At 46.3% G+C, this 24410-nt stretch carries 22 protein-coding genes; 11 read left to right on the forward strand and 11 right to left on the reverse strand.

The features are described from left to right. The first annotated feature begins 323 nt into the window (after positions 1-323). Both QUB66_RS02460 and QUB66_RS02465 read left to right on the forward strand, forming a co-directional pair. Positions 324-1838: an NADH-quinone oxidoreductase subunit M gene (locus tag QUB66_RS02460; RefSeq protein ID WP_332966251.1), complete on the forward strand. Its 1515-nt coding sequence runs from the start codon at positions 324-326 to the stop codon at positions 1836-1838. Positions 1839-2099: 261 nt separating this feature from the next. Next, positions 2100-3266, forward strand: coding sequence for a CO2 hydration protein (locus QUB66_RS02465; RefSeq protein WP_265233214.1), 1167 nt, complete (start codon positions 2100-2102; stop codon positions 3264-3266). Positions 3267-3434: 168 nt separating this feature from the next. On the opposite strand, the gene QUB66_RS02470 is transcribed toward QUB66_RS02465, so the two are convergent. The 3 genes from QUB66_RS02470 to QUB66_RS02480 form a co-directional block, all read right to left on the reverse strand. Further along, positions 3435-4154 (reverse strand): PHP domain-containing protein, encoded by a 720-nt coding sequence (locus QUB66_RS02470; protein ID WP_265233215.1) that lies wholly within the window; start codon positions 4152-4154, stop codon positions 3435-3437. A gap of 91 nt (positions 4155-4245) precedes the next feature. Next, positions 4246-6648, reverse strand: coding sequence for a bifunctional serine/threonine-protein kinase/ABC transporter substrate-binding protein (locus tag QUB66_RS02475; protein WP_332966249.1), 2403 nt, complete (start codon positions 6646-6648; stop codon positions 4246-4248). A gap of 407 nt (positions 6649-7055) precedes the next feature. After that, positions 7056-8291, reverse strand: a complete 1236-nt coding sequence (locus tag QUB66_RS02480) for a HetZ-related protein (RefSeq protein ID WP_265233217.1) — start codon at positions 8289-8291, stop codon at positions 7056-7058. 522 nt (positions 8292-8813) lie between these two features. Between QUB66_RS02480 and QUB66_RS02485 the strand changes: the two genes are divergently transcribed. Both QUB66_RS02485 and QUB66_RS02490 read left to right on the forward strand, forming a co-directional pair. Continuing rightward, positions 8814-8990, forward strand: coding sequence for a hypothetical protein (locus tag QUB66_RS02485; protein WP_332966248.1), 177 nt, complete (start codon positions 8814-8816; stop codon positions 8988-8990). A 71-nt stretch (positions 8991-9061) separates the two neighbouring features. Then, positions 9062-9424: a DOPA 4,5-dioxygenase family protein gene (locus QUB66_RS02490; protein ID WP_332966247.1), complete on the forward strand. Its 363-nt coding sequence runs from the start codon at positions 9062-9064 to the stop codon at positions 9422-9424. A 74-nt stretch (positions 9425-9498) separates the two neighbouring features. On the opposite strand, the gene dtd is transcribed toward QUB66_RS02490, so the two are convergent. From dtd to QUB66_RS02505, 3 genes are all read right to left on the reverse strand, one after another. After that, the gene (gene dtd / locus QUB66_RS02495; RefSeq protein WP_332966246.1) at positions 9499-9954 is read right to left on the reverse strand and encodes a D-aminoacyl-tRNA deacylase; all 456 of its coding nucleotides are present in this window, start codon (positions 9952-9954) and stop codon (positions 9499-9501) included. A 131-nt stretch (positions 9955-10085) separates the two neighbouring features. Continuing rightward, entirely contained in the window at positions 10086-11210 is a 1125-nt protein-coding gene (locus QUB66_RS02500) for a CobW family GTP-binding protein (protein WP_332966361.1), read from the reverse strand. Positions 11211-11702: 492 nt separating this feature from the next. Then, positions 11703-12104, reverse strand: a complete 402-nt coding sequence (locus QUB66_RS02505; RefSeq protein WP_265233282.1) for a fasciclin domain-containing protein — start codon at positions 12102-12104, stop codon at positions 11703-11705. 432 nt (positions 12105-12536) lie between these two features. Here QUB66_RS02505 and QUB66_RS02510 point away from each other — a divergent pair, with 432 nt between their 5' ends. Next, positions 12537-13442, forward strand: a complete 906-nt coding sequence (locus tag QUB66_RS02510) for a ferritin-like domain-containing protein (protein ID WP_265233222.1) — start codon at positions 12537-12539, stop codon at positions 13440-13442. Positions 13443-13632: 190 nt separating this feature from the next. After that, positions 13633-14136 (forward strand): YbjN domain-containing protein, encoded by a 504-nt coding sequence (locus QUB66_RS02515; protein ID WP_265233223.1) that lies wholly within the window; start codon positions 13633-13635, stop codon positions 14134-14136. Positions 14137-14210: 74 nt separating this feature from the next. On the opposite strand, the gene QUB66_RS02520 is transcribed toward QUB66_RS02515, so the two are convergent. The 3 genes from QUB66_RS02520 to QUB66_RS02530 all read right to left on the reverse strand — a co-directional run bounded on the left by QUB66_RS02520 (position 14211) and on the right by QUB66_RS02530 (position 16693). Further along, positions 14211-14669 (reverse strand): divergent PAP2 family protein, encoded by a 459-nt coding sequence (locus QUB66_RS02520; protein ID WP_265233224.1) that lies wholly within the window; start codon positions 14667-14669, stop codon positions 14211-14213. A gap of 14 nt (positions 14670-14683) precedes the next feature. Further along, a complete protein-coding gene (gene crtE / locus QUB66_RS02525; protein WP_265233225.1) occupies positions 14684-15613 on the reverse strand; it encodes a geranylgeranyl diphosphate synthase CrtE in 930 nt (309 codons plus the stop codon). Positions 15614-15802: 189 nt separating this feature from the next. Beyond that, the gene (locus QUB66_RS02530) at positions 15803-16693 is read right to left on the reverse strand and encodes a LysR family transcriptional regulator (protein ID WP_265233226.1); all 891 of its coding nucleotides are present in this window, start codon (positions 16691-16693) and stop codon (positions 15803-15805) included. 333 nt (positions 16694-17026) lie between these two features. Here QUB66_RS02530 and QUB66_RS02535 point away from each other — a divergent pair, with 333 nt between their 5' ends. After that, the gene (locus QUB66_RS02535; RefSeq protein WP_332966245.1) at positions 17027-17791 is read left to right on the forward strand and encodes a class I SAM-dependent methyltransferase; all 765 of its coding nucleotides are present in this window, start codon (positions 17027-17029) and stop codon (positions 17789-17791) included. 144 nt (positions 17792-17935) lie between these two features. On the opposite strand, the gene folD is transcribed toward QUB66_RS02535, so the two are convergent. Next, on the reverse strand, positions 17936-18811 hold the full coding sequence (gene folD, locus QUB66_RS02540) for a bifunctional methylenetetrahydrofolate dehydrogenase/methenyltetrahydrofolate cyclohydrolase FolD (protein WP_265233228.1): 876 nt from the start codon (positions 18809-18811) through the stop codon (positions 17936-17938). 152 nt (positions 18812-18963) lie between these two features. On the opposite strand from folD, the gene QUB66_RS02545 reads away from it, so the two are divergent. After that, entirely contained in the window at positions 18964-19395 is a 432-nt protein-coding gene (locus QUB66_RS02545; protein ID WP_265233229.1) for a DNA-binding protein, read from the forward strand. A 142-nt stretch (positions 19396-19537) separates the two neighbouring features. Continuing rightward, positions 19538-19960 carry an NUDIX hydrolase gene (locus tag QUB66_RS02550; RefSeq protein WP_332966244.1) on the forward strand — a complete coding sequence of 141 codons (423 nt, stop codon included), beginning with the start codon at positions 19538-19540 and terminating at the stop codon, positions 19958-19960. A 57-nt stretch (positions 19961-20017) separates the two neighbouring features. Here the strand turns inward: QUB66_RS02550 and QUB66_RS02555 are convergent, their stop codons facing one another. After that, positions 20018-20566: a LeuD/DmdB family oxidoreductase small subunit gene (locus QUB66_RS02555; protein WP_265233231.1), complete on the reverse strand. Its 549-nt coding sequence runs from the start codon at positions 20564-20566 to the stop codon at positions 20018-20020. A gap of 180 nt (positions 20567-20746) precedes the next feature. Between QUB66_RS02555 and QUB66_RS02560 the strand changes: the two genes are divergently transcribed. Both QUB66_RS02560 and QUB66_RS02565 read left to right on the forward strand, forming a co-directional pair. Beyond that, the gene (locus QUB66_RS02560; protein WP_265233232.1) at positions 20747-21619 is read left to right on the forward strand and encodes a hypothetical protein; all 873 of its coding nucleotides are present in this window, start codon (positions 20747-20749) and stop codon (positions 21617-21619) included. A gap of 528 nt (positions 21620-22147) precedes the next feature. After that, positions 22148-24370 carry a GAF domain-containing sensor histidine kinase gene (locus QUB66_RS02565; protein ID WP_265233233.1) on the forward strand — a complete coding sequence of 741 codons (2223 nt, stop codon included), beginning with the start codon at positions 22148-22150 and terminating at the stop codon, positions 24368-24370. Positions 24371-24410 lie beyond the last annotated feature (40 nt).

The following is a 24410-nucleotide window of genomic DNA, read 5'->3' on the forward strand; positions in this document are numbered from 1 at the left end:
TTGTGCAACCGGAATTTTCCCACCGGGTAAAATTTCGGGTAGTGAAATTGTGTCGTAGTGCGATCGTCCTCGCTCGCGAGTATTATACACCTCGCTCTTCGGGGACGATCGCACTCCCAGAAAAAATATTTTTTGCATAAATGAGATGCTCCCATTTAATTGGAAAATCTTATCGATCGCTAATACTTAAGGTTATAGGACGATTACCGAGACATTGGCATCTATCTTAACAAGAAAATTGACCGATCGCTTTTTTATTCAGTTCCTTTGCGTTAATGTTAAATATAGTTATCAAAGCTGCGTAACAAGGGAAGTTTTAATTGATGCTCAGTGCTTTAATCTGGATACCAATGTTGACCGCTGCTCTAATTGGGTTCTGGCCCAGTGCGGTAAGTTCTAAAGTAGTTCGGAATGCCTCTCTCGTCATGGCGGGCGTGACTTTTATTCTCTCGGTGATTGTAGCTGCTCAATTTGATATCAGTACGAGTCAGTTGCAGTTTTCGGAATTTGTTCCTTGGCTCGATGCTTTGGGATTGAATTACAATCTAGGCGTTGATGGTTTGTCTCTGCCTTTGGTGATTTTAAATACTCTACTGACAGGGGTCGCTATTTACGCTACGGATGACTCTATCCGCAGACCTCGACTTTATTATTCTTTGATGCTGTTAATTAGTGGTGGAGTCACGGGGGCTTTTTTATCTCAAAATTTGCTGCTATTTTTCCTGTTTTTTGAGGTAGAATTGATTCCGCTTTACTTGTTAATTGCGATTTGGGGCGGCGAGCGCCGGGGTTATGCTGCTACTAAGTTTTTAATCTATACTGCATTTTCTGGCATGGTGTTGCTGGCTTCTTTCTTGGGGGTAGTTTGGCTCAGCGGTGCTTCTAGTTTCGATATGGTTGGTGCAGCGGGTGCATCGCATTTACAAGGTGGATTGCCTTTACCTTTGGTGAGGCAACTTGTGTTGCTGGCTGGGGTGTTGTTGGCTTTTGGAATTAAGATTCCTTTGGTACCTTTTCATACTTGGCTGCCGGATGCTCACGTAGAAGCTTCGACTCCTGTTTCTGTGCTGTTAGCGGGGGTTCTGTTGAAGTTGGGAACCTACGGGATGCTGCGCTTTGGTTTGGGTTTGTTCCCCGATGCGTGGGCGGTGGCTGCACCTTGGTTGGCGAGTTGGGCGGTGGTGAGTGTGCTTTACGGGGCTAGTTGCGCGATCGCCCAAAAAGATATGAAAAAAATTGTAGCTTATAGTTCGATCGCCCACATGGGCTACATTTTGTTGGCCAGCGCCGCAGCTACTCCAATTAGTATGCTGGGAACTGTGTTGCAAATGGTTAGCCACGGTTTAATCTCGGCGCTGCTATTTTTGAGTGTCGGGATTGTTTACAAAAAATCCGGCAGTCGCAACATCGATGTGCTCAAAGGTTTGTTCAATCCCGATCGCGGTTTGCCGATGATTGGCAGTTTAATGATCCTTGGCGTGATGGCGAGTGCCGGCATTCCGGGGTTGGCGGGATTTATTGCTGAATTTTTGATATTTCGGGGCAGTTTACCAGTGTTTCCCGTGCAAACTTTGCTCTGCATGATCGGCACTGGTTTAACTTCAGTCTACTATTTAATTATGGTCAACCGTGCCTTTTTCGGTCGCCTTTCCGATTTGGTGGTGAATTTGCCACAAGTGCGGTGGCGCGATCGTATTCCTTCGCTGGTTTTAGCAGTAATTATCGCCATCATGGGAGTGCAGCCTGGTGTTTTAGTGGCTTTGAGCGAGAAAACTGCGATCGGCTTAGTATCGGCTGTGCCCGCGCAAGTTCAACAAGTTGCTCACAACTTGGAGTGAAATCTTCCATAGGTTCGTAGTGAGGACTTCCGTCTTTATAAACTTCTGAGGACTCAAGTCCTCACTACAAACATTTGGGAGCATCTCCGGCATTGCAAAAAGCATTTATTTTACAGTGCGAGCGTCCCCGATCGCGTGCATTTACTGCCGCTATCGAGCGGGGACAGCACTCTTAATGCAAAACACAGATGCTCCCAAACATTCTTTTGAATTCTGATTTGGTTGATAGGAAAACAGTTATTCAATTAAGGTTCAAATCAAATGACAAGTACCGTATTAAAACCCTCTGCCCATCCTCTATCCGCCTACATTGACATCTTGGAGTCAGGCAAAGCTTTGCTTCCAGAATCAACGGACAATGTAGTAGAAGTAGTCGGCATTCTCAAAAGTTACGGTGTGGTTCTAGATGCCTACTCCCTCAATCTTAACTACATCGCTGAAGAACAATTTTTAGTGCTTTTCCCGTTTTTTAAATATTTCAACGGAGAAGTGAATCGACCGAAATTAATCCGCTATTTGTGGCACGACCGCATTAATTTTGAGTATGCTGAGTATGTGATGAGAACCATGCTTTGGCACGGCGGTGGGGGTTTGGACACTTATTTGGATTCCCCGGAATTTAGCAGTTTGGTCGAAAAGGCGATCGCAGCTAAGTTAAAAGGCAATTTTTTCATGCAGGGACTGCACAAAGTTTTCCCTAATTTTTTGCCGGAACAAGTGCGGATGCTGGCTTACTACACCGGGCTTGGTCAGTTTTGGCGGGTAATGAGCGATTTATTTATTGATATGTCCGATCGCTACGAAGCCGGGGAAATTAAGTCGATCGCTGACGTAGTTGATTTTACCTTAGCAGGTTTGGTGGGTGCCGCCAGTCTACCAATCACCTACAGCGTCAAGATTGGCGATCGAGACTACGATATCATTCCAGCCTCGGCGGGCTTGACATTTTTAGCAGATGTAGCAGTGCCTTATGTAGAGGCAATTTTCTTTCGTGGAACAGCATTTTTTGGAGTAGTTTCATACAACGCCCAAGCGCACCAAATCCCCGAAGAACAAAAAGATTTTGGCTACGGGGCTTTATTTGCTGACCCTTTGCCGATCGGAGGTGCAGGGATTCCGCCGACTCAATTGATGCAAGATATGCGGCATTTTCTGCCGGATTATTTGCAAGAAGTTTACCGCACTAGCTGTCGCGGCGAAGATGATGTGCGCGTGCAAATTTGCCAAAGTTTTCAGAAGTCGATGTTTTGCGTGACGACAGCGACTATTTTTGGTTTAGCACCTCATCCGATGAACACCTCAGATCCAGAGGAAAAAAAGGCTAATCGAGCTTATTTGGAAGCTTGGATGGATCGATTTCCAAATTCTCGCTTGGATTGGGCAAATCAGCCAACTATCAGGGCTTGTCAGTTGTTCCCGGAACGGTAGTCAGTTGTCAGTTGATAGTTGACAGTTGTCAGTTGTCAGTTGTCAGTTGTCAGTTGACAGTTGACAGTTGACAGTTGACAGTTGAGATTTGTCATTCCAATTCCCAATTCCCAATTCCCAATTCCCAATTCCCAATTCCCAATTCCCAATTCCCAATTCCCGAATTATCTAGATTCGGACTAAAAGACTCAGGCCATGAGAATCAGTTCCGCAAGTTCCCAACAAACCATAAGTTTCAGCTAAATCTTTGACTAAAGCAGTTTGTTTGGGACTCGGTTTCCAAGGATTGGGATTAGCATAAGCATAGTAAATTTCTACACCGTCAATGCCAAGACGGGCTGCTTCTGGGATTAGTTGATCTGCTGTGGATCGATACCGGCAAGGATGTGCTAGAACTGCTAAACCTCCTGCTTCCTGAATCGCTTCAATTACCCTGGCTGCGGCATAAGAGGCGTGGCCTTCAGTACCTTTACCTCGCAAGTAAGGTTTGAGGCTGGAATGTTCCGGATCGAAAGCGTAAGCGAGAATGTGTACGTCGTTGTTGAGCAATGCCGCATTAATTTCAGCGCCTGTCCAAAAACTAGGTGCTGCGGTAGTGCTGTCGGGATGGTTTAGTTTCCAATTATCCAGCCAAATTTGAGCTTGAACGTAGCCTTTGGCGCTGTGGTGGTCAGTGATAGCAAAGCCTTTCAAACCACCTGCGATCGCAAGTTCCATCAATTTCTCAGGCTGCAATCGCCCGTCTGAGTAAACTGTGTGCATATGGAAGTTATAGGAACCCGGACAGCTATCGGCATCAATTGTCTGCAAGACTTGTTTGAGTGCCCAGATATTCTGGGCTTCTGGTTTGAGGCTAGAACTGGTGGAGGGAGCGAGATTGACCGCCATAAGCATTATTATAAAAAAAACTAGCTTTGTTCACTATATCTAATTTTTTGTTTAAATGTTGGGGGCTGATACCCACAGGCACTGCAAAGCGTTAGTCGCATTTTAAGCCTGCGGCTGCGGCTGTGGGAAATTCGATCGGCACAAAGGTAAGACCAAATTGTTCTCTAGAACACAGAACAATATGCGCCACTCGTTTCGGAGGGTTTTTGCGATTTCCAGTCGTCGAGTCAAACTCAATTATACCCGTGGCTCCGTCAGCTTTGAAATCAGGAGAGGCTAAGGTTTTTTGCATTCCTTCGCGGCTGGGTTCTGGCTGCATTTCGAGGGCTTTTATCAGCGTCTTGGCTGCATCGTAGGTTAAAGCCGATCGAGTATTGACCGGGCCTCCCCACAATTTTTCAGCGTTGACTGGAAACTTTTTGTCAAAACTAATTGTCGGATGCCAAAACACGGATATGCCCAGTTTTTCAATGGATTTTAGCTGTTTTGCTACTTTTAGCGTTCTCGGCTCGTACAGCGTCCAGGGCCCGACAATCCAATTGCGATCGCCGTTAGCTTTAATCATTTCTAGCGCATTTTCTACAGCCTTAGTAACTTGACCATCGGGAATGACCAATATCGCCGTTTTTCCGGTTGTCTCAACTTCTTTGATTGCTGCTTTAGCGTTGAAATCATTTTTAGATAAGTCGTAATAATTACTGAGTCTAAAAGTCGAACCTCCTTGGGATTCAAATTGCTTTTTGAATTCTTCCCACAAAGAAGCGCTAAACGGACTGTTGGGATTATAAAAAACTGCGACTTTTTTCTGACCGACTGAGAGCAGTTGATTTACTAAACCTTCAGCTTCTATGCTGGTTGTCGGAGCCGTGCGAAAGAAAAATTTACGAGGTTTGCGCGTCAGTTCTTCTGTTGTGCTTCCCGAAGAAAGGGCGACCAGTTTATTTTGATTGTAAATATCTACTGTTGCCACGGTCATGTCGCTGGTGTAGTGTCCGATTACTGCTAGAATATCTGGCTGAGCGACTAGGTAATTTGCCCTTTGAACTGCGTAGGATTTGATATTGCCATCATCCGCAATGATGACTTTAAGACCTTTTCCTTTGATAGCTTTTGGTTCGAGAAATCCTTGACCTGGAAAATCTTTATTGCTGTCATTTGCAGCGAGGAGACCTAAATTTACTTCGGTTTGAGCTTGAGCAATGCCGCGCAGCAGTTCTTCTGCTAAATTGGCGTTGAGAATGCTGCCGTCATCCTTTCTGCGGATAGGAACAACAATTGCGATCGTGTAATAGTCTGCCTTGATTGTCTTTAGCAGAGCATTGTTGATGTAAATTAAAGTTTCTGGGTCTCTGCGGTCTTCTCGCCAGGACTGTTTGAGCAATTTTAAAGCTTCTGAATAATTAGAGTCTGCAAATTCATTAATTCCCCTTTGTTTTGGCCAAATGGCGAAGGTTTGTACTAGGAGTTTTTCACCGGAACTTACACCATCAGCGGAGGGTGTAGGCTGCGTTGGTGGCGGGGAAATTCTGGGGATTAGCGGGGAAATTCTGGGGATTAAAAGTACGATCGCCAATCCGACGCAAATTCCCGCAACGCCTAACAGCGGCCAGCGAAAGCGCACAGGTTTGGGTGACTTGGGCTGTTTGTCGATCGCCTCCAAGTCTTGCAAAACTTCAGAAACAGATTGGTAGCGCTCTTGAAAGTGGAAGCGCACCATCCGGGTTAATATATTTTTGAAACGGTCGCTCACTTGTACCGCAGGGCGATCGGACGTGGAGTAATCCCAGACTATTTCACAAGTCTGGGGGTCTTGCGGGAGATTTGTGGGAACCTTCCCGGTAAGAGCTTGAATCACGATGATTCCTAGGGCGTAAATATCGTTATATGGTTGCGGGACAGACCGGGGATTGTATTGTTCGGCAGGCATATAACCGCTTGTGCCGATCGCCTGGGATGTTATTTCACCTGTAGAGTCAGTGGTAAAAGTGCTGATTTCTTTGACAGCCCCAAAATCAATTAAAATAATTTGTTTATCTGTTTTTCGCCGAATTAAGTTAGAAGGTGTAACATCGCGGTGAATAATATTTTCTTTATGGACTAATTTTAAAATTTCCAGAATTGCTCGCAACAAGGCGATCGCTTTCTCCTCCGTCCACTGTTTGCCTGAAGTGAGTTCTTCCTTAAGCTGATGTCCTTGAATATATTCTTGAACTAAGTAAAAATGATCGTTTTTTTCAAAGTCAGCGGATAATTTGGGAATGCACGAGTGATTGTCGAGACTGTACAAAGCGCTAGCTTCCCTTTCAAATTGCCGCCTTGCCATTCTTAAAACGCGCGGATCGTTCGATGACGGAAAAGGAATTTCCTTGACAACGCACACATTTCCGGGTCTGCTTAGATCGTTAGCCGTGTAGGTTCTAGCAAACCCTCCCCGTCCTAATTGAGCAATAATTCTGTAGCGTTCAGCCAGTATATCTCCGGGATTGAGACACATAAATTTTATAGTTTCTCTTGGGGCGCGATCGTTGATGCTAATTATAATACAAAACCTGGGTTCACTACTTCATTTATGGGACTTTGTGGTTGAAACTCATATGTTTCAACCTTCTCAACAAGAGGCTCTCCGGCCCGTTCCACAAGAACATTGAATTTTTGTGGAACGGGCCAGAAAGCCCGTTCCTACTCTAAAAAAAAATTCCCATGGATTACCTGGGAATCATAAATATTAAGAAAAATTAGTGCTGTTTTAATATATTTAATTAGCTCAAAATCTATCATAATCTAGCATCCCCATTTGGAGATTTGAGAGCGGACGACGGGGCGGGCATTCCGGTTCCGGTACCACACCCGATCGCATTTTCCAAACTCAAGAAAACAGTTGCGTTCATGTTGGATCACCCATTAAGCTTGGCTGCTGTTGCGAGTCTGGCTTGCCAGATCCAACAGTTGTGCCCAGCGTTTTTGAACTTGTTTGGGAGTGCAGTTGAGCGCAGTGGCGATCGCCTTGTCGCATTCTTGATTCCGCTTCATTTCTAACAGTTGCTGCATTTCTGGCGACAGTTGAGCACGAAATGCTTCCCATTTGTCCGAAGTCATTCCCAGCTTTTGATCGACATCAGCACCCAGCCATTCGTGAACCAGTTTCCAGTTTTGAGTACGGGAAAATTTTTCGACGTGGTACTTAAACCGTTGTTGCAAGTAGTCGCGCTGGCGGGAAGATAAACCGAGAACGCGATCGATTTCCGAAGCCGAAAGGTCTTGCAATTTCAACATTAAGTAACTCACACATTCGGGCTGATTTTGGGCTTCCAGATAAGCGATCAATTCAGCGACAACTCGATCGCGCAACACAGCATCAGCCGGATCAACAGTTTCCGAAACCATTTGTTCGCGGACTTGTTGCAGCGCCGGAGAACGGCTGTACATTTCCGCATCTTCTCCCTTGCCGGATTCTACTGCCATTTCAATGTCGATCGCAGTTTCGGGAGGTTGGCCCTTGGCAAATCCTTGAGCGCGGAGCACAATCAGGCGTTGGCGATTGCGGCCGGGCAAACCGATTTGACGTTTGGCGTATTGTTCGGTGAAAGCCATGTACTCAGCCAATTCTAGCTGCGTGTGGGGAGTGTAGTTGAGATCCAGTTGGTGTTCGCGGCGGAAAGCGCGCAAAGCTTCGATGTAAAAGCCTTGCAAAAAGTCTTCAATCATGTTGTAGCGAGCTTGGAAATTCAAGTTCGAGCGAAAAGAAGCAACATGACGGTAAATCATCGCCGCGAGGTGAGAGTGTAGTTCGACGCGGCCTTGTTTGGAACCGAGGCGATAGAATTGTAGAGTTTTTTGCAACCGGTGCTCAGCCAAGGTGATTTGCCAAGCTTCAACTTCGCCGGAAACTTGGATGCGATCGCTTTTTTGGCAAATCCGTTCGACTTCCTTGGCAATCCGCATCGCCACTGCTTGAGCGCTGCGGCTGGATTTTTTCATTTCCGCTTGCAATTCTTTGAGGGCGAATTCAGCCAAAGCCAGAACATCAATGCTCGACACTGTATTGATTTCGGCGGTTTGTTCGGAGGTGGCCGGAATGAAGTTGAGGTTAGAAGCGGTGTTGCAGTTGACGGTGTTGGTGGCAGTTTTGACAGTCATGGCGTTTATCCGGTAGTAGCGTAAGCGGGCAGGGAGTGAGGCGACAGTTGCTCGCGGTTTCGCTTGCTGTGCTGATTCAACTCTCTATGTATTGAATATAGGGAAATACAGATAGGCACAGTGATGCCAGTGTTCCACTCTCTCATGCAACAGTTTTTGGCTACTGAATTTGATTCTAAGCGCTGGCTGTGGGAGATATATTTTATTACCCTTAAATCCTTACTGTACAAGCATTCTGAGCTGTAATTATGGTACGGCGATCGCGACAAAGATGGACGGTGTTCCGGGGCCGCTGAGTGGACAATTTACCAACTGGTCTTTTGAGGGGGTTTTCGGCGTTGGAGATTGCGGAATTGAGAGTCGGCAGAGTGTAGCGAACTGCACTATCTTCAGAACCTACGCCGCAGCAGTTGGGAAACCCGGTTAATCTGCAAATTTGTTTTTATGGCAGAAGGAAGAAGGAAGAAGCACAGTATTGTGTAGGGCGTGCACCGCCACCGATATCAACCTTTCAATCACCTCATGGGGAAACTGACGGAGTATTTCGCGTTTCCCCATGTCAATAATGTGCTGCGAGATGTGTACGGTATGGAACCGAAAGTGCTGTCGGCTGTTGGGGGAAGATGCGATCGCACTCGCCCCAATCAAAGCTACGGCCCGCGAGTGCGAACAACACTGCTGGCTGAATTTCGCACTTGAGCGCAAGTCAAGTTAACCTAAAGTTAACAGCCGTTTTGTGCAGATGTCGGCTCAATCACCCACTGCAAATCATGAAAGAAGACACCATCGAAATTGTTGATTTTCACGCCCATATTTACTTCGACACTGATAGCCGCGATGCTGCGGCCCGCGTGCGTGAAGGATTGAGTCGGTTTGAGGTACAGCTCGGGCGCTGGCATGACAAACCCATTGGCCCCCACCCCCAAGCGATGTATCAAGTTGCATTTTTACCGCAGCAGTTTGGCAAAGTCGTTCCCTGGTTAATGCTTCATCGCGAGGAACTAGATATTCTCGTTCATCCCGAAACAGGCGACGATGTTGAAGACCACACGACACATTCTTTGTGGCTGGGAAAGAAACTAGAGTTGAATGTCGAATTCCTGCGACCTAAAACCACCAGCGCGAGTTTGTAGTCATCGTTCTCTGATTGCTATATGTAGAGCAAACACTGCTCTCGCAAGCACCGCCAGGGGTGTCTGCAAACAATTCACCCGGATTCTCTCTCTAATAACAAAGTCACCGGGCCGTCATTATCTATAGAGACTTGCATCTGAGCTCCAAACAGCCCTGTTTCGACTTTTAAGCCGCTGTGGCGCAACTTTTCGACAAATTTTTCATAAAGTTTTTCGGCGGCTTCTGGGGCGGCAGAGCGATCGAACGAAGGCCGCCGACCCTTGCGACAGTCGCCGTACAGCGTAAACTGACTGACAACCAGCAACTCGCCGCCGATGTCTTGTACGGACTTGTCCCAGCGGCCGCCGTCGCTAGCCGAGTCTGGAAACAAACGCAATTCTAGACATTTGCGAGCCATCCAGTCGAGTTCTGATTCGGTATCGGTGTTTGCAATACCTACAAGCAAGTTGAGTCCGCAGCCGATTTTGCCGACAATTTTACCGTTAACTTGGACTTGAGATGATTTGACTCGCTGGATGATCACTCGCATGGGAAATCAGAAGAGGAATTATAAAAACAAAGCCCGGTTTCTCGGATAACTCTTGGTTTTGGCCGCGAAGTCTCGACGAAATAAACCGGGTTTCTAGCTAGCACAGGTTTGTTATGCTTAGTTTTTAAGCTTTAGTTTTTCCCGAAACCTTTGCCGCGATTGGGTGCAGGCATACAGAGACAGTTTTCGATTTGCGATCGCAAAGTCTCGGTATCCAAACCCTGACCGATCATCACAAGTTGATTTTTTGGCTCACCTTTCCACTCGTCATCGTCCATCGAAAATCGCTTGCCACTCAGGTGAAAAATATGCCGTTTGGGACTTTCTTCAAACCACATAATTCCTTTCGCGCGAAACACGTTTGTTGGTAGTTGATTGTCTAAGAAATATTGAAATTTTCTTAGAGAAAACGGCTTGTCACTCTGGAAAGAAATTGAGGTAAATCCGTCATTTTCTAAATGGCCGGAGTGGTCGTGATGTTCGTGTCCGTGAGCGCTATGATCGTGAGCGCTATGATCGTGATGTTCGTGTCCGTGAGCGCTATGATCGTGAGCGCTATGATCGTGATGTTCGTGACTGCTCGGAGTTTCCTCAGAGAAATATTTCCCTGATTCAAACAATCCTATACTGAGGATGAGCGGTAGGGGAACTTCCGATTTTACTGCTCGGAGAATTCGAGCACCTGCTTTGACATCGCGAATCTTAACTTCCAACAAATCTAAATCTGCTTCTTCAACCAAATCTGTTTTGTTGAGGACAATAATATCGCCGTAAGCTATTTGACTGTGAGCTGCTTCAGAGTTGAACAAATCTAAGCTATAGTTGGCTGCGTCTACGACTGTAACTATCGAATCAAGACGGGTCAGGTCGCGCAGTTCTGTGCCTAAAAAAGTTAGAGCAACAGGTAGGGGGTCTGCGAGTCCGGTTGTTTCTACTACTAGATAATCTAGATTTTCTTGACGTTCTAAAACTTTGTAAACTGCATTAACCAAATCTTCGTTAATCGTGCAGCAGATGCAGCCGTTGTTCAGCTCAACCATGTTGTCGTCGCTGGTGACAATTAGTTCGTTGTCGATGCCGATTTCGCCAAATTCATTGACCAAAACTGCTGTTTTCAAACCTTGCTGGTTGCTCAGGATGTGGTTGAGCAGGGTTGTTTTGCCGCTGCCGAGAAATCCTGTAATGATGGTAACGGGTAAGCCGTGTTTGGGAGCGTCCATCGCCGGTGCTGTCTCGGACTGAGTTGTAGATTGCATAGCTTGATTGTCAAATAATGTCGATCGCACTTTCCTTGTGCTTCTCATTGTATCTTATTTAAGCCCAGCCCCCATCAACCCGGTTTCTGGGATAAATTTTGGGTTTGGAAGCATGGCATCTACCCATGAACCACAAATGGGCCCCAGAGTACGAAGGTGATTGGCTTACAGCCTGTTTTCTGGGTAAATCCAGCAGTGACAATTTTGGGGCAGACAATCGCTTCGTGCGATCGACCAATTTCCCCTGCTGTATCATAGTTTTAAAATAATTTTAATTATCTAGCGGGGTAAAATATTTATTTTTCAACCAAGTAAATACACTCAATTAAAAGTAAAATACGGAACCCTAAAAAACGGGCCGTATATATTTTCTGCCTTCTGCCTTCTGCCTTCTGCCTTCTGCCTTCTACCTTCTACTTATCAATTAAAACAGGGCGGTGGCTAACAATAGCCACCGCCCTCAAGATAGTATTGCACTATCTAAATCTGTGCTTACGCAGGAAGCAAGACTGTATCGATGATGTGGATGACACCATTATCAGCAGCAACATCGGCTGTGGTAACGGTAGAATCATTGATTTTGACGCCATTGGAAGCATCAATTTTCACTTCTGAACCTTCAACTGTCTTGGCAGATTTCAGCTTGACTACATCAGCAGCCATAACTTTGCCGGAAACGACATGATAAGTCAAGATTTTTGTGAGCTTAGGAATGTCCTTAAGCAGTGCTTCTACAGTACCTGCGGGAAGCTTAGCAAAAGCTTCGTCTGTAGGTGCGAAAACTGTGAAGGGCCCAGCGCCTTTGAGAGTGTCTACTAAACCAGCGGCTGTAACGGCAGCAACTAGGGTTGTGAATGAACCAGCCGCAACGGCGGTATCAACAATATCAGCCAAGTGAGTCACCTAGGTTTTGTATTCTGTAAATCAATATAACGCTAAAAAGTTAATTTAGCTACATAATTTTTGATCTAGGTCAGTCAGATTTTCTGATATAAACTATCAGGTTTTTTATATATAAATAATTCACACAATATCTATCTAAAGATACATGAAACTATTCCGGTTTAATAGTATTTTATATAAAACAATGTGTTTCTAAATACATGGATCAGCCGATCGCACAATTCGCGATCGCCACTGCGGTGTTAAACGTAAATACAGGAAAGTAAATCTAGGGCGATCGACTTTTTGATTAACTTGACAACACATTCAACATCGATCTTTGACAAGAGCGCACAACAACTTTTTTCTGCCGGGTGAGGGAATTGGTTGTCCTCAAAACTGCGTTACACTTATATAGGTATCTTTACAAAACAACATACAAACATGACAGTTGCCTATCCCCGTAAGCTTCGCAACGGCATGGGAGCGCGCGAGATTTTAAGTCAAGTGGTGCGCGATCGCGAAATCCACCTGATCACCCTCAACCGCTACCGCTTCAGCGAACAGCGCAGTTGCAAAGACCTCACGGACTTGATCGAACAGCTAGACGGCGAACCGGCAGAACTCGTGCGGGATCTTTCCCGGCACATTTCTGACGAAGCGCGACACGCCATGTGGCTTACCGACCTCCTGGTAGACATCGGCCAGAAGGTGGGAAAGCCGCCGGGAGTCTCCTACATTGACGAATTTGAAAGGTTGTTCGACAGCGAGCAACAAGACCCCACCAAAGACCGCGAAGATTTTGTAATTTCTTCCCTAGCCGCAATTAACGTCACCGAGAAGCGGGGATGCGAGTATTTCTCTGCCCACATCCACGCCCTCAAAAAGGCTCCTCAAACCGACGAAAACGTCAAAATCCGCGAAACCATCGAAAAGATTTTTCCCGAAGAAGCTGGTCACGTCCGCTGGGGCAACCGCTGGCTGGGCGCAATTGCTGCCAAGAGCCCCGCACATCGCCAGAAGGTGGAACAGGCAAAACGGAAGTATGTGGCGATCGAACAAGCAGCATTTGCATCGGGAATGGATATCATGCTGGGGGCAGAACTGCGTCGCGTCACCCATCTAGTGGATATTGCTAACACCATGCCCCTGTGGGAACGTCCGCAATACCTGATGGAACGCTTGCCGGCAACCCTGCTCGCCCCCGACTTGCAAATGACGAGAGTCGATGTAGCTCAACGCGCCTGGAATCGAGACCCCCAGGCATTTGTGGAAAAATTTGTGCCGATGTTTCTCAACGGATTAAAACCCATTGAGAAGAAGCCCGCGGCCGCTAAGCCCAAGGCTTAGATATAGGCGAAGCAGAGCCTCTGGACATGGGTTCCGAGGCTCTGTCTGGGAACCAGTAATTATTTAAGTCAAGCCTAATTCTTTAATCCAAAATCCAAAATCCTATCAGTCCTATTTAGGTAAGTCCTAAATAGGAAGTAAACTGTATTGGTAAAGATTATTGGAATACTTTTCCGTTTAAATATTAATCATGACTAACAGCGAGCCGAACCCACAAACAGCTTCCGCAGAAAGCCTATCGAGTGAAAGCGCGATCGCCTCTGAGCAGGTCGAAAAAGCCACAGCAGTCAGCTATGCAGAAGAAATTGAAACTGTGATTGCCAGCATGGCTGTAGACCAAAAAGTGATGGTCGGTCAAAATGAAGCTGGCGGACATCTTTGGAAATTTAAGTACGGTAGTGTTGAAGTGTTCGTGCAACTCACGGGCGAAACCGAAAATGATACTTTGACTGTCTGGGCTTTTGTGCTCCAGTTGCCGGCCAAGAATGAAGCGGAATTAATGCGGAAACTTCTAGAAATGAATTGGCTGTCTACTTTGGAATCTCATTTTGCGATCGTTGACAACCAAGTTGCGGTAATATCCAATCGGGCGATCGCCGAAATCTCTGCTGGGGAAATTTCACGCGCCATTACTATTGTCGCCACCATCGCCGACGACAACGACGACTTGCTGCAAGCAGAATTTGGGCAGTAGTCATTAGTCAGTAGTTAACAGTCATTAGTTAACAGTCATTAGTTAACAGTTAACAGTCATTAGTTAACTGTTAACTAATATGCAGGCCCTGCGATCCAAGAAATAGCGATTCCCAGCCCCAAACCGACGAGCACTTGAAAAGGAGTGTGTCCCAGCAACTCTTTGAGGCGAGCCTCATTCAGGTTGTGGTCTTCTTCAAAAAACTCGTCGATAATTTGGTTGAGGATGCGAGCTTGTTTGCCGGCAGCTTGGCGCACTCCAGCAGCGTCGTACATGACAATAATTGCAAAGATCGCTGCGATCGCAAATTCTGGACTTTCCCATCCCATCGTTTGTCCGACTCCCGTAGCCAAAGAGCCCACAAAAGACGAGTGAGAGCTGGGCATTCCGCCCGTTGTTACCAAATACCGCAGATTAAACTTGCGATTTTTGATTAATTCGATCGGCAATTTAATGATTTGAGCCGACAGACAAGCGATCAAAGCAACTATCAGTACATGATTGTTTAAGATGCCGCTGCAAATTTCCTGCATATTCTTTAGTATTTCTAGTTACTGCGGCTGGTAATAAAATCCGCGATTCCCAATAAAGGTTGGGCTTTACTCCCAAACACTGCCAGTTGAGCCTTAGCATCAGCAACAAGCTGTTTGGCTTGGCGCCGAGACTCCTCAATTCCCCACAAACTAGGATAAGTCACTTTCCCTGCTTGAACATCTTTGCCAGCAGTTTTGCCCAATTCTTCTTGAGTAGCAGTAATATCCAGAATGTCATCAATTATCTGGAAAGCCAGCCCAATATTTTTAGCAAAACGAGACAACCGTTGCAAATCTGCTGCTGAGGCTCCACCCAAAATTCCCCCACAAACCACGCAGGCTTCTAACAGCGCGCCGGTTTTGTGAGCGTGAATGTAATTCAATGTTTCCAGAGAAACATCTGTTTTTCCTTCCGATTCCAGGTCAACCACCTGACCGCCTACGAGTCCAGCAGCGCCGGATGCGCGCGCCAAATGGGCGATCGTCTGCAACACCTGTTGGGGGAGTACGTTCTGAGTTTGAGTAGCGATAAATTCAAAAGCATAGGTCAACAAACCATCGCCAGCCAAAATGGCGATATCCTCGCCATAGACTTTGTGGTTCGTCAGTTTACCGCGCCGATAGTCGTCATTGTCCATTGCCGGCAAATCGTCGTGAATTAGCGACATTGTATGGATCATTTCCAAAGCGCAAGCTGTGGGAATTGCCATAGCAGCAGTGCCGCCAGCCAGTTCGCAGCTAGCCACACACAGGATTGGACGCAGGCGTTTTCCTCCCGCTAGCAGCGAGTAGCGCATTGCTTCGTAAATTTTCTCTGGGTAGATGACCGGTAGTGCACTGTCGAGAGCTACCTCGATCGCCTTTTTTTGCTCGACTAGGTAACTAGATAAGTCGAAAGCGGATTCCGGTTGGGACGAATCCATTTCTGTTGTTGCAAATACCATCCCTTGCTCTCTTGTACTGAATGTGATTGGGGATACTGTGAGCCGTTTGGGTCGGATCGCGCCGACTTTTACGGTAGTGGTTGCCCGAAATCCGAGCATCAATTAATTATTCTACGGGTGTTGTTGCACAGAAAATCTTTGAGTTTTAATAACTTTGTCAAATTAGCCGTCAATCTAAAATCAGCAGTCTCAAATCTCAAATCCGCCACTTTGTCTGGCGACTTCCAAAAACCGCTGCACCGCCTGGGTGGGAGAGTTGCGCCAAATTAGGGCGATCGCCACCATGCAGGTTGATTCTGGCAAAGATTTGTAAACAACCCCACTGCGCTGGAAGTTTTGCATGGATGCGGGGACGATCGCCACCCCCATCTCGGCTGCTACCAAACTGATAATTGTCTGCATTTGAATTGCTTCTTGACCTGCGATCGGGCTAAAGCCTGCTTGCAGACACAGACTGACGATCGCATCGTACAGTCCCGGAGCCTGGGAACGCGGAAATAAGATGAACGTTTCGGCAGAGAGTGATCGCAATTCCACAACAGCGCGTGAATCGGCTAAATAATGCGTTTCTGGCAGCGCCACGATCAGAGGCTCTCGAAAAACGATTTCTGAATTTATGCCATCTTCCTCGATCGGAGGGCGCACGAAGCCGATATCAATTCGTCCTTCCCGTAACCGCTGCAACTGTTCGTTTGTCGTCAGTTCGTGCAATTCGAGGCAGACTGCGGGATAGCGAGTGCGAAACGCCTGCAAGATGGCTGGAACTATATTGTGTGCTGCCGAGCTCACAAAGCCTACAGTCAGTTGGCCGAGTTCCCCGCGGCTTGTCTGTTTGCCGAGTTGAATTGCCCGATCGACTTGTAGCAGAATTTTTTGCGCTTCCTCAAAAAAAACCTGTCCCGCAGCGGTTAGCTGCACCGTCCGCTTGGTGCGGCGAAACAGTTGAAAGCCCAACTCTGCCTCCAAATGCTGAATTTGTTGGCTTAGCGGAGGTTGAGCCATGTGCAATTTTTCCGCTGCGCGAGTGAAATTCAGTTCCTCTGCAACGGCAATAAAGTAACGCAAATGTCGCAGTTCCATACATCTTCAAGCATTAATACTTTAAAAGTATAAGTTATGAATTAAAAAAATATTGGACATTAATGATGGCATTTAATACAGTGATTAATAAGCGAAGTTGAGAATTAAACAATGGCTAATTTGGATATCAGCGGAGATTTTGGAAAATATTAGATTTTGTCCTATTGAGGGGGATGCAATTGGTTTGCTTGCTGGTAAATAATTCAATAACCAATCGCGCACTTGTCTCAGCAACCCGGTTTATCGCTACACTCTTCAACCCGCGCACCATCCGGGTTTTGGTTGTATAGAAGCGGTTTCAAGCTCTGTAATTTACAAATTGAGGAATTTCAAATGTCACAAGATTCTTGGAATACAGCTCTTTATGAGCAAAATCATGCTTTTGTTTGGGAGTACGGTGAATCGCTTTTGGATTTGCTCGCTCCGAAGGCTGGAGAACGGATTCTAGATTTGGGCTGCGGTACAGGACAGTTAACTGAAAAAATTGCTCAAAGTGGTGCTTTTGTTCAAGGTATTGATTCCTCTTTGTCTATGATTTCCACGGCTCAAGCAAATTATCCTCACATTAACTTTGGGGCTGCGGATGCGCAGGATTTTCAAGTGGAAGATCCGTTAGATGCGGTGTTTTCTAATGCTGTTTTGCACTGGATTAAGCAGCCGGATGCTGTGATTCATTGTGTGGAAAAAGCGCTGCGGCCGGGTGGGCGTTTTGTTGCTGAGTTTGGCGGTAAGGGGAATGTGGGAGCGATCGCCCGTGCACTTTTGAGCGTTTTGTCAGAAATTGGCTGTTCGGAGCCTGAATCGCTTAATCCTTGGTATTTTCCGAGTATCGGCGAGTATGCTCTGCTGCTGGAAAACCAGGGTTTTGAGGTGAGTTATGCGGTTTTGTTCGATCGCCCAACTCCCCTAGAAGGTGGCAGCGCTGGTATGGTAAATTGGATTGAGATGTTTGCAGGCGGGTTTTTGTCGGGTTTGTCGCAGGAAGTGCGATCGCACGTAATTCGTACAGTTGAAGAACGTTTGCGGCCCGCCCTTTACCACGACGGTAATTGGAGTGCAGACTATCGCCGAATTCGGGTTGTTGCTGTTAAGCAGTAGTCGGCGTAGGCGGCAGAGTTAGCCTCTGTAGTAGCGAATTATTTCGTCCGTCATTTGTGGTTTTATTCAGCGAATTTGCTATTGAATAAACCGCAGCACCTAATTATGTAGGTGCGCACTGCGCACCTTACCGCTATTCGCGCGTCAAACCATTTTTTTCGTATAACTCGAAACTGTATTTTCCAACAACATAGCAACAGTCATTGGCCCGATTCCTCCCGGCACCGGCGTAATCAATCCGGCTACTGTTTTCACATCATCAAAATCTACATCTCCGGCCAAACGGCTAGTACCATCTGGATTGACAACACGGTTAATACCAACATCAATTACTACTGCTCCCGGTTTAACCATATTAGCTGTAATCATTTCGGTGCGGCCGACCGCGGCTACTAAAATATCGGCTTGGCTAGTAATTGATTCTAGGTTTTGCGTCCGCGAATGAGCTACAGTAACAGTACAATCGGCTTCTAATAACATCAACGCCATCGGTTTACCCACCAAAATACTGCGTCCCAAAACAACAGCATTTTTTCCTTTCAAATCAATCTGATATTCCTGTAATAACCGCATCACTCCGGCGGGAGTACAACTGCGCAAACCTTGCTCCGATCGCACCAAGCGGCCTAAATTTATAGGGTGAAGTCCGTCAGCGTCTTTGTCTGGGGCAATTTGGTACAGCAGCGAAATTGCATCTAAGTTTTCTGGTAGCGGTAGTTGCACTAAAATGCCATCTACTCGATCGTCCTCGTTGAGTGCATGAATTGCAAGTTCGAGTTCGGCTTGAGTCACATTTGCTGGGTAATGCTGGCCAAAGGAAGCTATACCAACCTTAGCGCAGGCACGCTCTTTGTTACGCACGTAAGCCGCGCTGGCTGGGTTGTCGCCCACCATCAGCACCGCAAGTCCCGGAGGACGCCCCATCTGGGGCTGTAGGGCGCGGACTTGATCGCTCAGCTCGCTTTGAATCTTGGTCGCTAAAGCTTTACCATCTAGTATTTGAGCAGTTTTGGCATCCATTGTAGACTCTGGGTTAGGGGCTGACGATTTTAGATTTTAGCTTAATCGCCGTCAAGGATTGTACTAGAGAAATTTCTGACTTGCGATCGACTCTTGGGATTCTGTTAGAGTAAGTCGTATCTCACAATCTCAAATCTCAAATCATTTGACAAATGACTACTGTAATTCAGCAAGTTTGGGTTCAAAGATACTCCATAGGCTCTTTATTGCTAATACTTACCAGCGGTTTGCTCAGTTGTGGCAATTTACCCATGTCTCAACTCAATCTTGGTTTTAATGTTGCTAGTATTGGCGACATTCAACAAAAGCGGCAAGTCGATGGTGAAGTTTATCTCCGGGGAAAGGTGGAAAATCGCGCTCCGTTTGTGGGGAATGCGGCTTATCAACTTCAAGACGGTACTGGTAAGATTTGGATTTTAACTAAGCAAGCTTTGCCGAAGCTTGGCGATGAAGTATTGCTGAAGGGAGAAGTCCGTTATAAAAGTATTAAGCTGAAGGATTTGGTTGGTAAAGATTTAGGTGAAGTTTATGTTGAGGAAATGGAACAACTCAAGCGTACTCCAGTGGCTGATCAAGGAAAATAGCTACACGCTATTGTTTTTCAATCATTAAGTACGTCGATTTCATGAAAATCAAAAGTTTGTAATTCTACTTGGGCGCTGTGGGTATGTTTATTTATGCTGAAATCCGTTACATCCGTTACATAATCCGTTGCCGAACTTCTTTATGACTCAAATTCACGTTGCGATCGCAATTTTATACCAAGACGGCAAGTTTCTCTGCCAGTTGCGGGACGATGTTCCGAATATTAGGTATCCCGGACATTGGGCTTTGTTTGGTGGACACTTGGAACCCGGAGAAACTGCGGAAGTTGCTTTGCTGCGGGAATTAGTAGAGGAAATTAGCTGGGCTCCTGCAACTGTTTCTTTTTTCTGTCACGATGTCGAAGGAGATGTTGTTCGCCATGTCTTTCACTCACAACTTAGTGCGGATGTCAAGGATTTAGTTTTGCACGAGGGTTGGGATATGCAGTTGTTGACAACGGAGGATATTCGGGCTGGCAAATGCTATTCTGAAAAATCTGGAGATGTGCGACCTTTCGGCAGTGCTCACCAGCGGATTTTATTGAGTTTTATTGATGCGATTTGAGGCTCTACTGATATTTGTAAGGTGCGCCGAAGAACACCCTACATTTCAGGTTTTAGCTTAAGAACGAGCTGCGATCATTCCGGTTTGGCGTGCGTAGGCAAATAGCCCTCCGGCATCAATTACTGGCCCGACATCTCCTAAAGGCTTGAGGGAGTAAGTAACATTTAGAGTGTGGTTGATGATTTGATCGCCCGCAAAGTCGATCGTCACTTCCTGGCCTGTGACAAATAAGTCGCAAAGTCGATCGACCGATTCGATCGGGTACAATTCGCCAGTAGCCGAGCAATTGCGAAAGAAAATGCGCGCGTAAGACAAAGCCACCACCGCTTTGACACCCGCAGCCCCCAGAGCGATCGGAGCGTGTTCCCGCGAAGAACCGCAGCCAAAATTTTCGCCGGCAATGATAATCGGATACCGGGTTTTCTGTTCGTCGGGCGCGATAAACTTGTCGTAGCGATCAGGTAAACCAATCATCGCATAACTGCCTAGTTTCTCGTACTCGTCCGGTTTCGAGGGAACCAGAGTCAGGTATTCGGCAGGGATAATTTGATCTGTATCGATGTTGTCATCTAAAACAAAAATTTGACCGCTAATTACTTTGCCCATAGTTTATTTCCTCTTGGCTTCTCAGATGCTGCCGTGATATTTTTATGTCGGATTGGTAATGCAAGATTTGCATTTGTCCATTTTAACCGGGGAATGTCGGCGATAATCTGTATAGGCGAAAATCAGATCCGAGCATTTAGATTAACAGTTATACAGATTGCTAAGCATCAAGATATTTTTATGGCGAATCCAGTAGATGACATTGCTCGACAAGCTCGCGAGGGATCGGTTTCCTCAATTATTCAAATTCTGAACGATGAACTGGCACAGGCAGGCGTCAGGGCTAGAGCCGTGTTTGCCGATGGGGTGCTGCAACTACTGTGCGAAGCTGCAACATCCCAACTGCTCGAACAGTCTAGTTTGGTCGATCGAGTTCGAGAAATTTTGGAAGGCCTCTCGCCCCGCAATATTCGCCGAGTCAACATCAACAGCCGGCTGGTGCGAGAACACCAACTGCTGTGGCTCGAAGAAATTAGCCACGATCCAGAAAATCAATTACTGTGGTCTCAAGAAATTAAACTCAAAAAGCCGAATTTGTTCAAGCGTTTGGCCGCCGCCCATCACGAACGCCAAGCTCAAGGCAAGCGGGCTTTGCCGAGAATCGCTGCACCTCGATCAATGCGGCAACCGCGACCATTTCAGCGCAGTATCGTCGGCGGCATCAGCTTGACCGTGTTGTTGCTCGCTGCGGCGGCCGCCATCTACAAAGGACTCAATTCTCAAGTGCCAAACAGCACAACAGCCACCAGCCAAGCAGTTGCCAGTGCCACTCCCTTGGCAACGACACCTGCTGGGAAAACTTTTAAAGAAAATGCTAATTCTGCTGTTGACCCTTTTGGACAAGCAGTACGAGTGGCCCAGCAAGCAGCCACCGACGGCAAAACGGCTCAATCTCGCGAAAATTGGTTAGTAGTAGCAACTAAGTGGCAGCAAGCTTCGGATTTGATGGCTGCCGTGTCCCCGAATCATCCCCGCTATGCAACGGCTGTCAACCGGACGGCACTTTACCGCCAAAATAGCGATAAAGCCCAACAGGAAGCACAAAATAAGTAGGCAGGGAAGTCGGATAAATTTAACCAGAGAACTCGCCCAGCGTTTCTAGAAGTTGCGATCGATGAGTTTTTGACAGAAAACTCGAAAAATCTCAGATCTGTGATGACTAGAATTTTTTTTAGTTTAAATTTTTGCGATCGTAGTCACTCGATCGACTGATTTATATCACAATAAAATTTTATCAGGATCACAAACTTAAATAAGAAACATCACAGAGTCAGGAGAGGGGTGTCACTAAGCGGTCTGAAGAAAAGCTTCATACTCATAATAGTCAAAATTAGTGGGAATAGAATTTATCCTCAACTGCTCAAGGATGCTAAAGCTCAACCCGTACAGATGCAAGGCTAGAAAACAGCAAAATAGAACTTGGTCGGATCTGAGTAAGTCTTTTACAGATTTAGTTACCCGCCGACGGGCTGCACGAACGCAGAAAGCAGGATCATAATAGTCGGTTGGAATGTTATGAACAGGTTTCTATATTTGTACCGTGATCCAGCTCAAATACTTTAAAATAAAGGCTTCGTTGCCATGATCGATTACCAGGGAAATCAAGACTTTACTTCGATCGACCGATCGCCGTCAGAGTCTTGCACTTTGCATCTACCACAAATCGCAGAACCAGTATCAGTCCAAAAATTTCTGGATCGTCTTATGCAGTACCAAGTCGATCCTGCCCTTCTGGGGCAGCAAATTTACCAAATTCTCGCGACCAACATCGATCGAGAAATCCTGCTGCTACAAATAGCCAATACTTTGGGGGTTGCTTGTGGGGCAGATTTCTGTTTGGTTGCTGCTGTAGCTGACCAGAAAGTAGTAATTCCGAATGCTTGCTGGCTTCAGAGGAGCGATCGACCAAACGCTGCGGACGCAACTCAAACACCCGAATACTCCCAAAGCACAAAATTAGCATCGTCTAGCATATCGCTCGAACATCCTGTCCTGGTAAACGTGCTAGCAGACGGCGAGATAGTGGCCATCTCCGACTATCTTGAGATTTCGGCAGCTTCATCGCCCAATTCCCCTGTGACACCGCTGCCTTGTCGGGCAATTTTGGCAGCGCCTGCGCGATTTGGAGGGGCTGTAAATGGGATGATCGTTCTTGGTAAGTCGCAACCTCATGAGTGGTCAGCAGCCGATCGCCAGCGCCTAGAAGCAGCATTAGAGGCGATCGGCATCGCGATTGCTGACATTCAAAAAACTCAAGAAATTGCCAGTTTAAACCAACAGTTACAACGACAAGCGAAATACAAAAATCTCCTCGGCAGAGTCGCTGCCGCGATCGACACGAATTCAGAAGTCGATCAAATTTTGCAGCGAGTAATTGAAAAAACCGCCGATACCCTGGAAGTAGATAGAGGTCAAATCCTGCTGTTGAAATATACAGACCCTCTATTTAAAACTCGCTCTCCCAATCAAACGCCACAAGCCAAGGTCGAATTAGTTTGCGAATCCAGTCAGAAAAAAGACCTAAATAAACCAGCAATAGAACCAAGCAATGCGGGCAAAAAAAGCTCGACATCAAAAACCAAAACCAAGGAAAAAACAGCTAATTCCAAATCCACAACACCAAGCTCACAATCAAATCATTTCCCTGCTTTTTGGATGTCGGAGTCTAGTTTGTGCCAGGAAGCATTCAACCGGGTTCCCCAATCCCTTGCGATTGCCGACGCCCGCGAACTGCTGGCGCAACAACCAGAACACATCAGACAAATTTTGAAACTACAGGATATCAGTGCCCTTTTGTTGGTTCCCCTAGTAGGGACAAGCGGACAAGGCACGGTATTGGGATTCTTGGTTTTGCAGCACTCATCGTCCCGGATCTGGCAAGTTGAAGAATTAGAGGTTGTAGAATTAATCGCCGCTCAATTGAGTACGGCGATCATCCAAACTCAAACTCTCAAGCAAGTACAAACTCTTGTCGAAAACCGAACTGCTCAGTTAAAGCACAGTCTTGACGTACAGGCAATATTGTACGAACAATCTCGCAAACAAGTAGAGCAACTGCAACGGTTAAATCAGCTCAAAGATGAATTTCTTGCCGCCGCGAGCGACCAGTTGCAACATCCTCTAACGAAGATCAAGATAGTTGTTGAACTCTTTCGGAAATGGGAATTATTATCGCCGGCGCAGATAACTCTGTATTTGGATATTCTGGATCAGGAATGTAATCAGGAAATCAATCTGATTAAGGATTTGCTGAAGCTAAAAGAATTAGATTCTCAGCAAACGCCTATGTCTCGCATCAGGATTGACCTCAAGCCTTTAATTCAGGATTTGGCTAAAGATTTTAACAAAAAATGGGCGGATCAAGGATTAAGTCTGGTGGTGAATTTACCGGAGCGCTCGTTGTGGTCCGAAACCAATTTCGATAGCTTGAATCGAATTCTGCTGGAATTGCTGACGAATGCTGGCAATTTCTCGGATGATGGGACTGCGGTAGTTTTGGATGTGTCTGAAGCAAGCAACCTTATTTTCTTGAGCGTCTCTAATTGCGGGCGCGGTATTTCTGATGATGATTTACCACACATCTTTGACAGGTTCCGCCGCGGCACTGGTGTGACTGACCAAAGTGGTATTCGGGGTACTGGTTTGGGTCTGGCTCTGGTAAAGAGCTTAGTACAGCACTTGAATGGTAATATTGATGTTTCTAGCAGTCCGTCAGAAAATTCTGAAACTGCTGATCAGTGGCGCACCTGTTTTACTCTGACTCTGCCCCAATTTGCAGCAGATGTCTCTAATCGGGAAGAATAGTTAAACAAAGGCGTTGGATTTTTGAGGTTTGCAGTTGCGC

Source organism: Microcoleus sp. A2-C3, from assembly GCF_036706065.1.
In the GTDB taxonomy this organism is placed as follows: Bacteria; Cyanobacteriota; Cyanobacteriia; order Cyanobacteriales; family Microcoleaceae; genus Microcoleus.

What these genes read in the sequence shown, in the direction of transcription:
- dtd (WP_332966246.1), bottom strand. Translation starts at nt 9,954, where the DNA reads ATGCGAGTGATCATCCAGCGAGTCAAATCATCTCAAGTCCAAGTTAAC.
- QUB66_RS02550 (WP_332966244.1), top strand. Translation starts at nt 19,538, where the DNA reads ATGACTCAAATTCACGTTGCGATCGCAATTTTATACCAAGACGGCAAG.
- QUB66_RS02555 (WP_265233231.1), bottom strand. Translation starts at nt 20,566, where the DNA reads ATGGGCAAAGTAATTAGCGGTCAAATTTTTGTTTTAGATGACAACATC.
- QUB66_RS02560 (WP_265233232.1), top strand. Translation starts at nt 20,747, where the DNA reads ATGGCGAATCCAGTAGATGACATTGCTCGACAAGCTCGCGAGGGATCG.
- QUB66_RS02470 (WP_265233215.1), bottom strand. Translation starts at nt 4,154, where the DNA reads ATGGCGGTCAATCTCGCTCCCTCCACCAGTTCTAGCCTCAAACCAGAA.
- folD (WP_265233228.1), bottom strand. Translation starts at nt 18,811, where the DNA reads ATGGATGCCAAAACTGCTCAAATACTAGATGGTAAAGCTTTAGCGACC.
- QUB66_RS02510 (WP_265233222.1), top strand. Translation starts at nt 12,537, where the DNA reads ATGACAGTTGCCTATCCCCGTAAGCTTCGCAACGGCATGGGAGCGCGC.
- QUB66_RS02545 (WP_265233229.1), top strand. Translation starts at nt 18,964, where the DNA reads ATGACTACTGTAATTCAGCAAGTTTGGGTTCAAAGATACTCCATAGGC.
- QUB66_RS02530 (WP_265233226.1), bottom strand. Translation starts at nt 16,693, where the DNA reads ATGGAACTGCGACATTTGCGTTACTTTATTGCCGTTGCAGAGGAACTG.
- QUB66_RS02520 (WP_265233224.1), bottom strand. Translation starts at nt 14,669, where the DNA reads ATGCAGGAAATTTGCAGCGGCATCTTAAACAATCATGTACTGATAGTT.
- QUB66_RS02500 (WP_332966361.1), bottom strand. Translation starts at nt 11,210, where the DNA reads ATGCAATCTACAACTCAGTCCGAGACAGCACCGGCGATGGACGCTCCC.
- QUB66_RS02490 (WP_332966247.1), top strand. Translation starts at nt 9,062, where the DNA reads ATGAAAGAAGACACCATCGAAATTGTTGATTTTCACGCCCATATTTAC.
- QUB66_RS02475 (WP_332966249.1), bottom strand. Translation starts at nt 6,648, where the DNA reads ATGTGTCTCAATCCCGGAGATATACTGGCTGAACGCTACAGAATTATT.
- QUB66_RS02465 (WP_265233214.1), top strand. Translation starts at nt 2,100, where the DNA reads ATGACAAGTACCGTATTAAAACCCTCTGCCCATCCTCTATCCGCCTAC.
- QUB66_RS02460 (WP_332966251.1), top strand. Translation starts at nt 324, where the DNA reads ATGCTCAGTGCTTTAATCTGGATACCAATGTTGACCGCTGCTCTAATT.
- QUB66_RS02515 (WP_265233223.1), top strand. Translation starts at nt 13,633, where the DNA reads ATGACTAACAGCGAGCCGAACCCACAAACAGCTTCCGCAGAAAGCCTA.
- QUB66_RS02485 (WP_332966248.1), top strand. Translation starts at nt 8,814, where the DNA reads ATGGGGAAACTGACGGAGTATTTCGCGTTTCCCCATGTCAATAATGTG.
- crtE (WP_265233225.1), bottom strand. Translation starts at nt 15,613, where the DNA reads ATGGTATTTGCAACAACAGAAATGGATTCGTCCCAACCGGAATCCGCT.
- QUB66_RS02535 (WP_332966245.1), top strand. Translation starts at nt 17,027, where the DNA reads ATGTCACAAGATTCTTGGAATACAGCTCTTTATGAGCAAAATCATGCT.
- QUB66_RS02480 (WP_265233217.1), bottom strand. Translation starts at nt 8,291, where the DNA reads ATGACTGTCAAAACTGCCACCAACACCGTCAACTGCAACACCGCTTCT.
- QUB66_RS02565 (WP_265233233.1), top strand. Translation starts at nt 22,148, where the DNA reads ATGATCGATTACCAGGGAAATCAAGACTTTACTTCGATCGACCGATCG.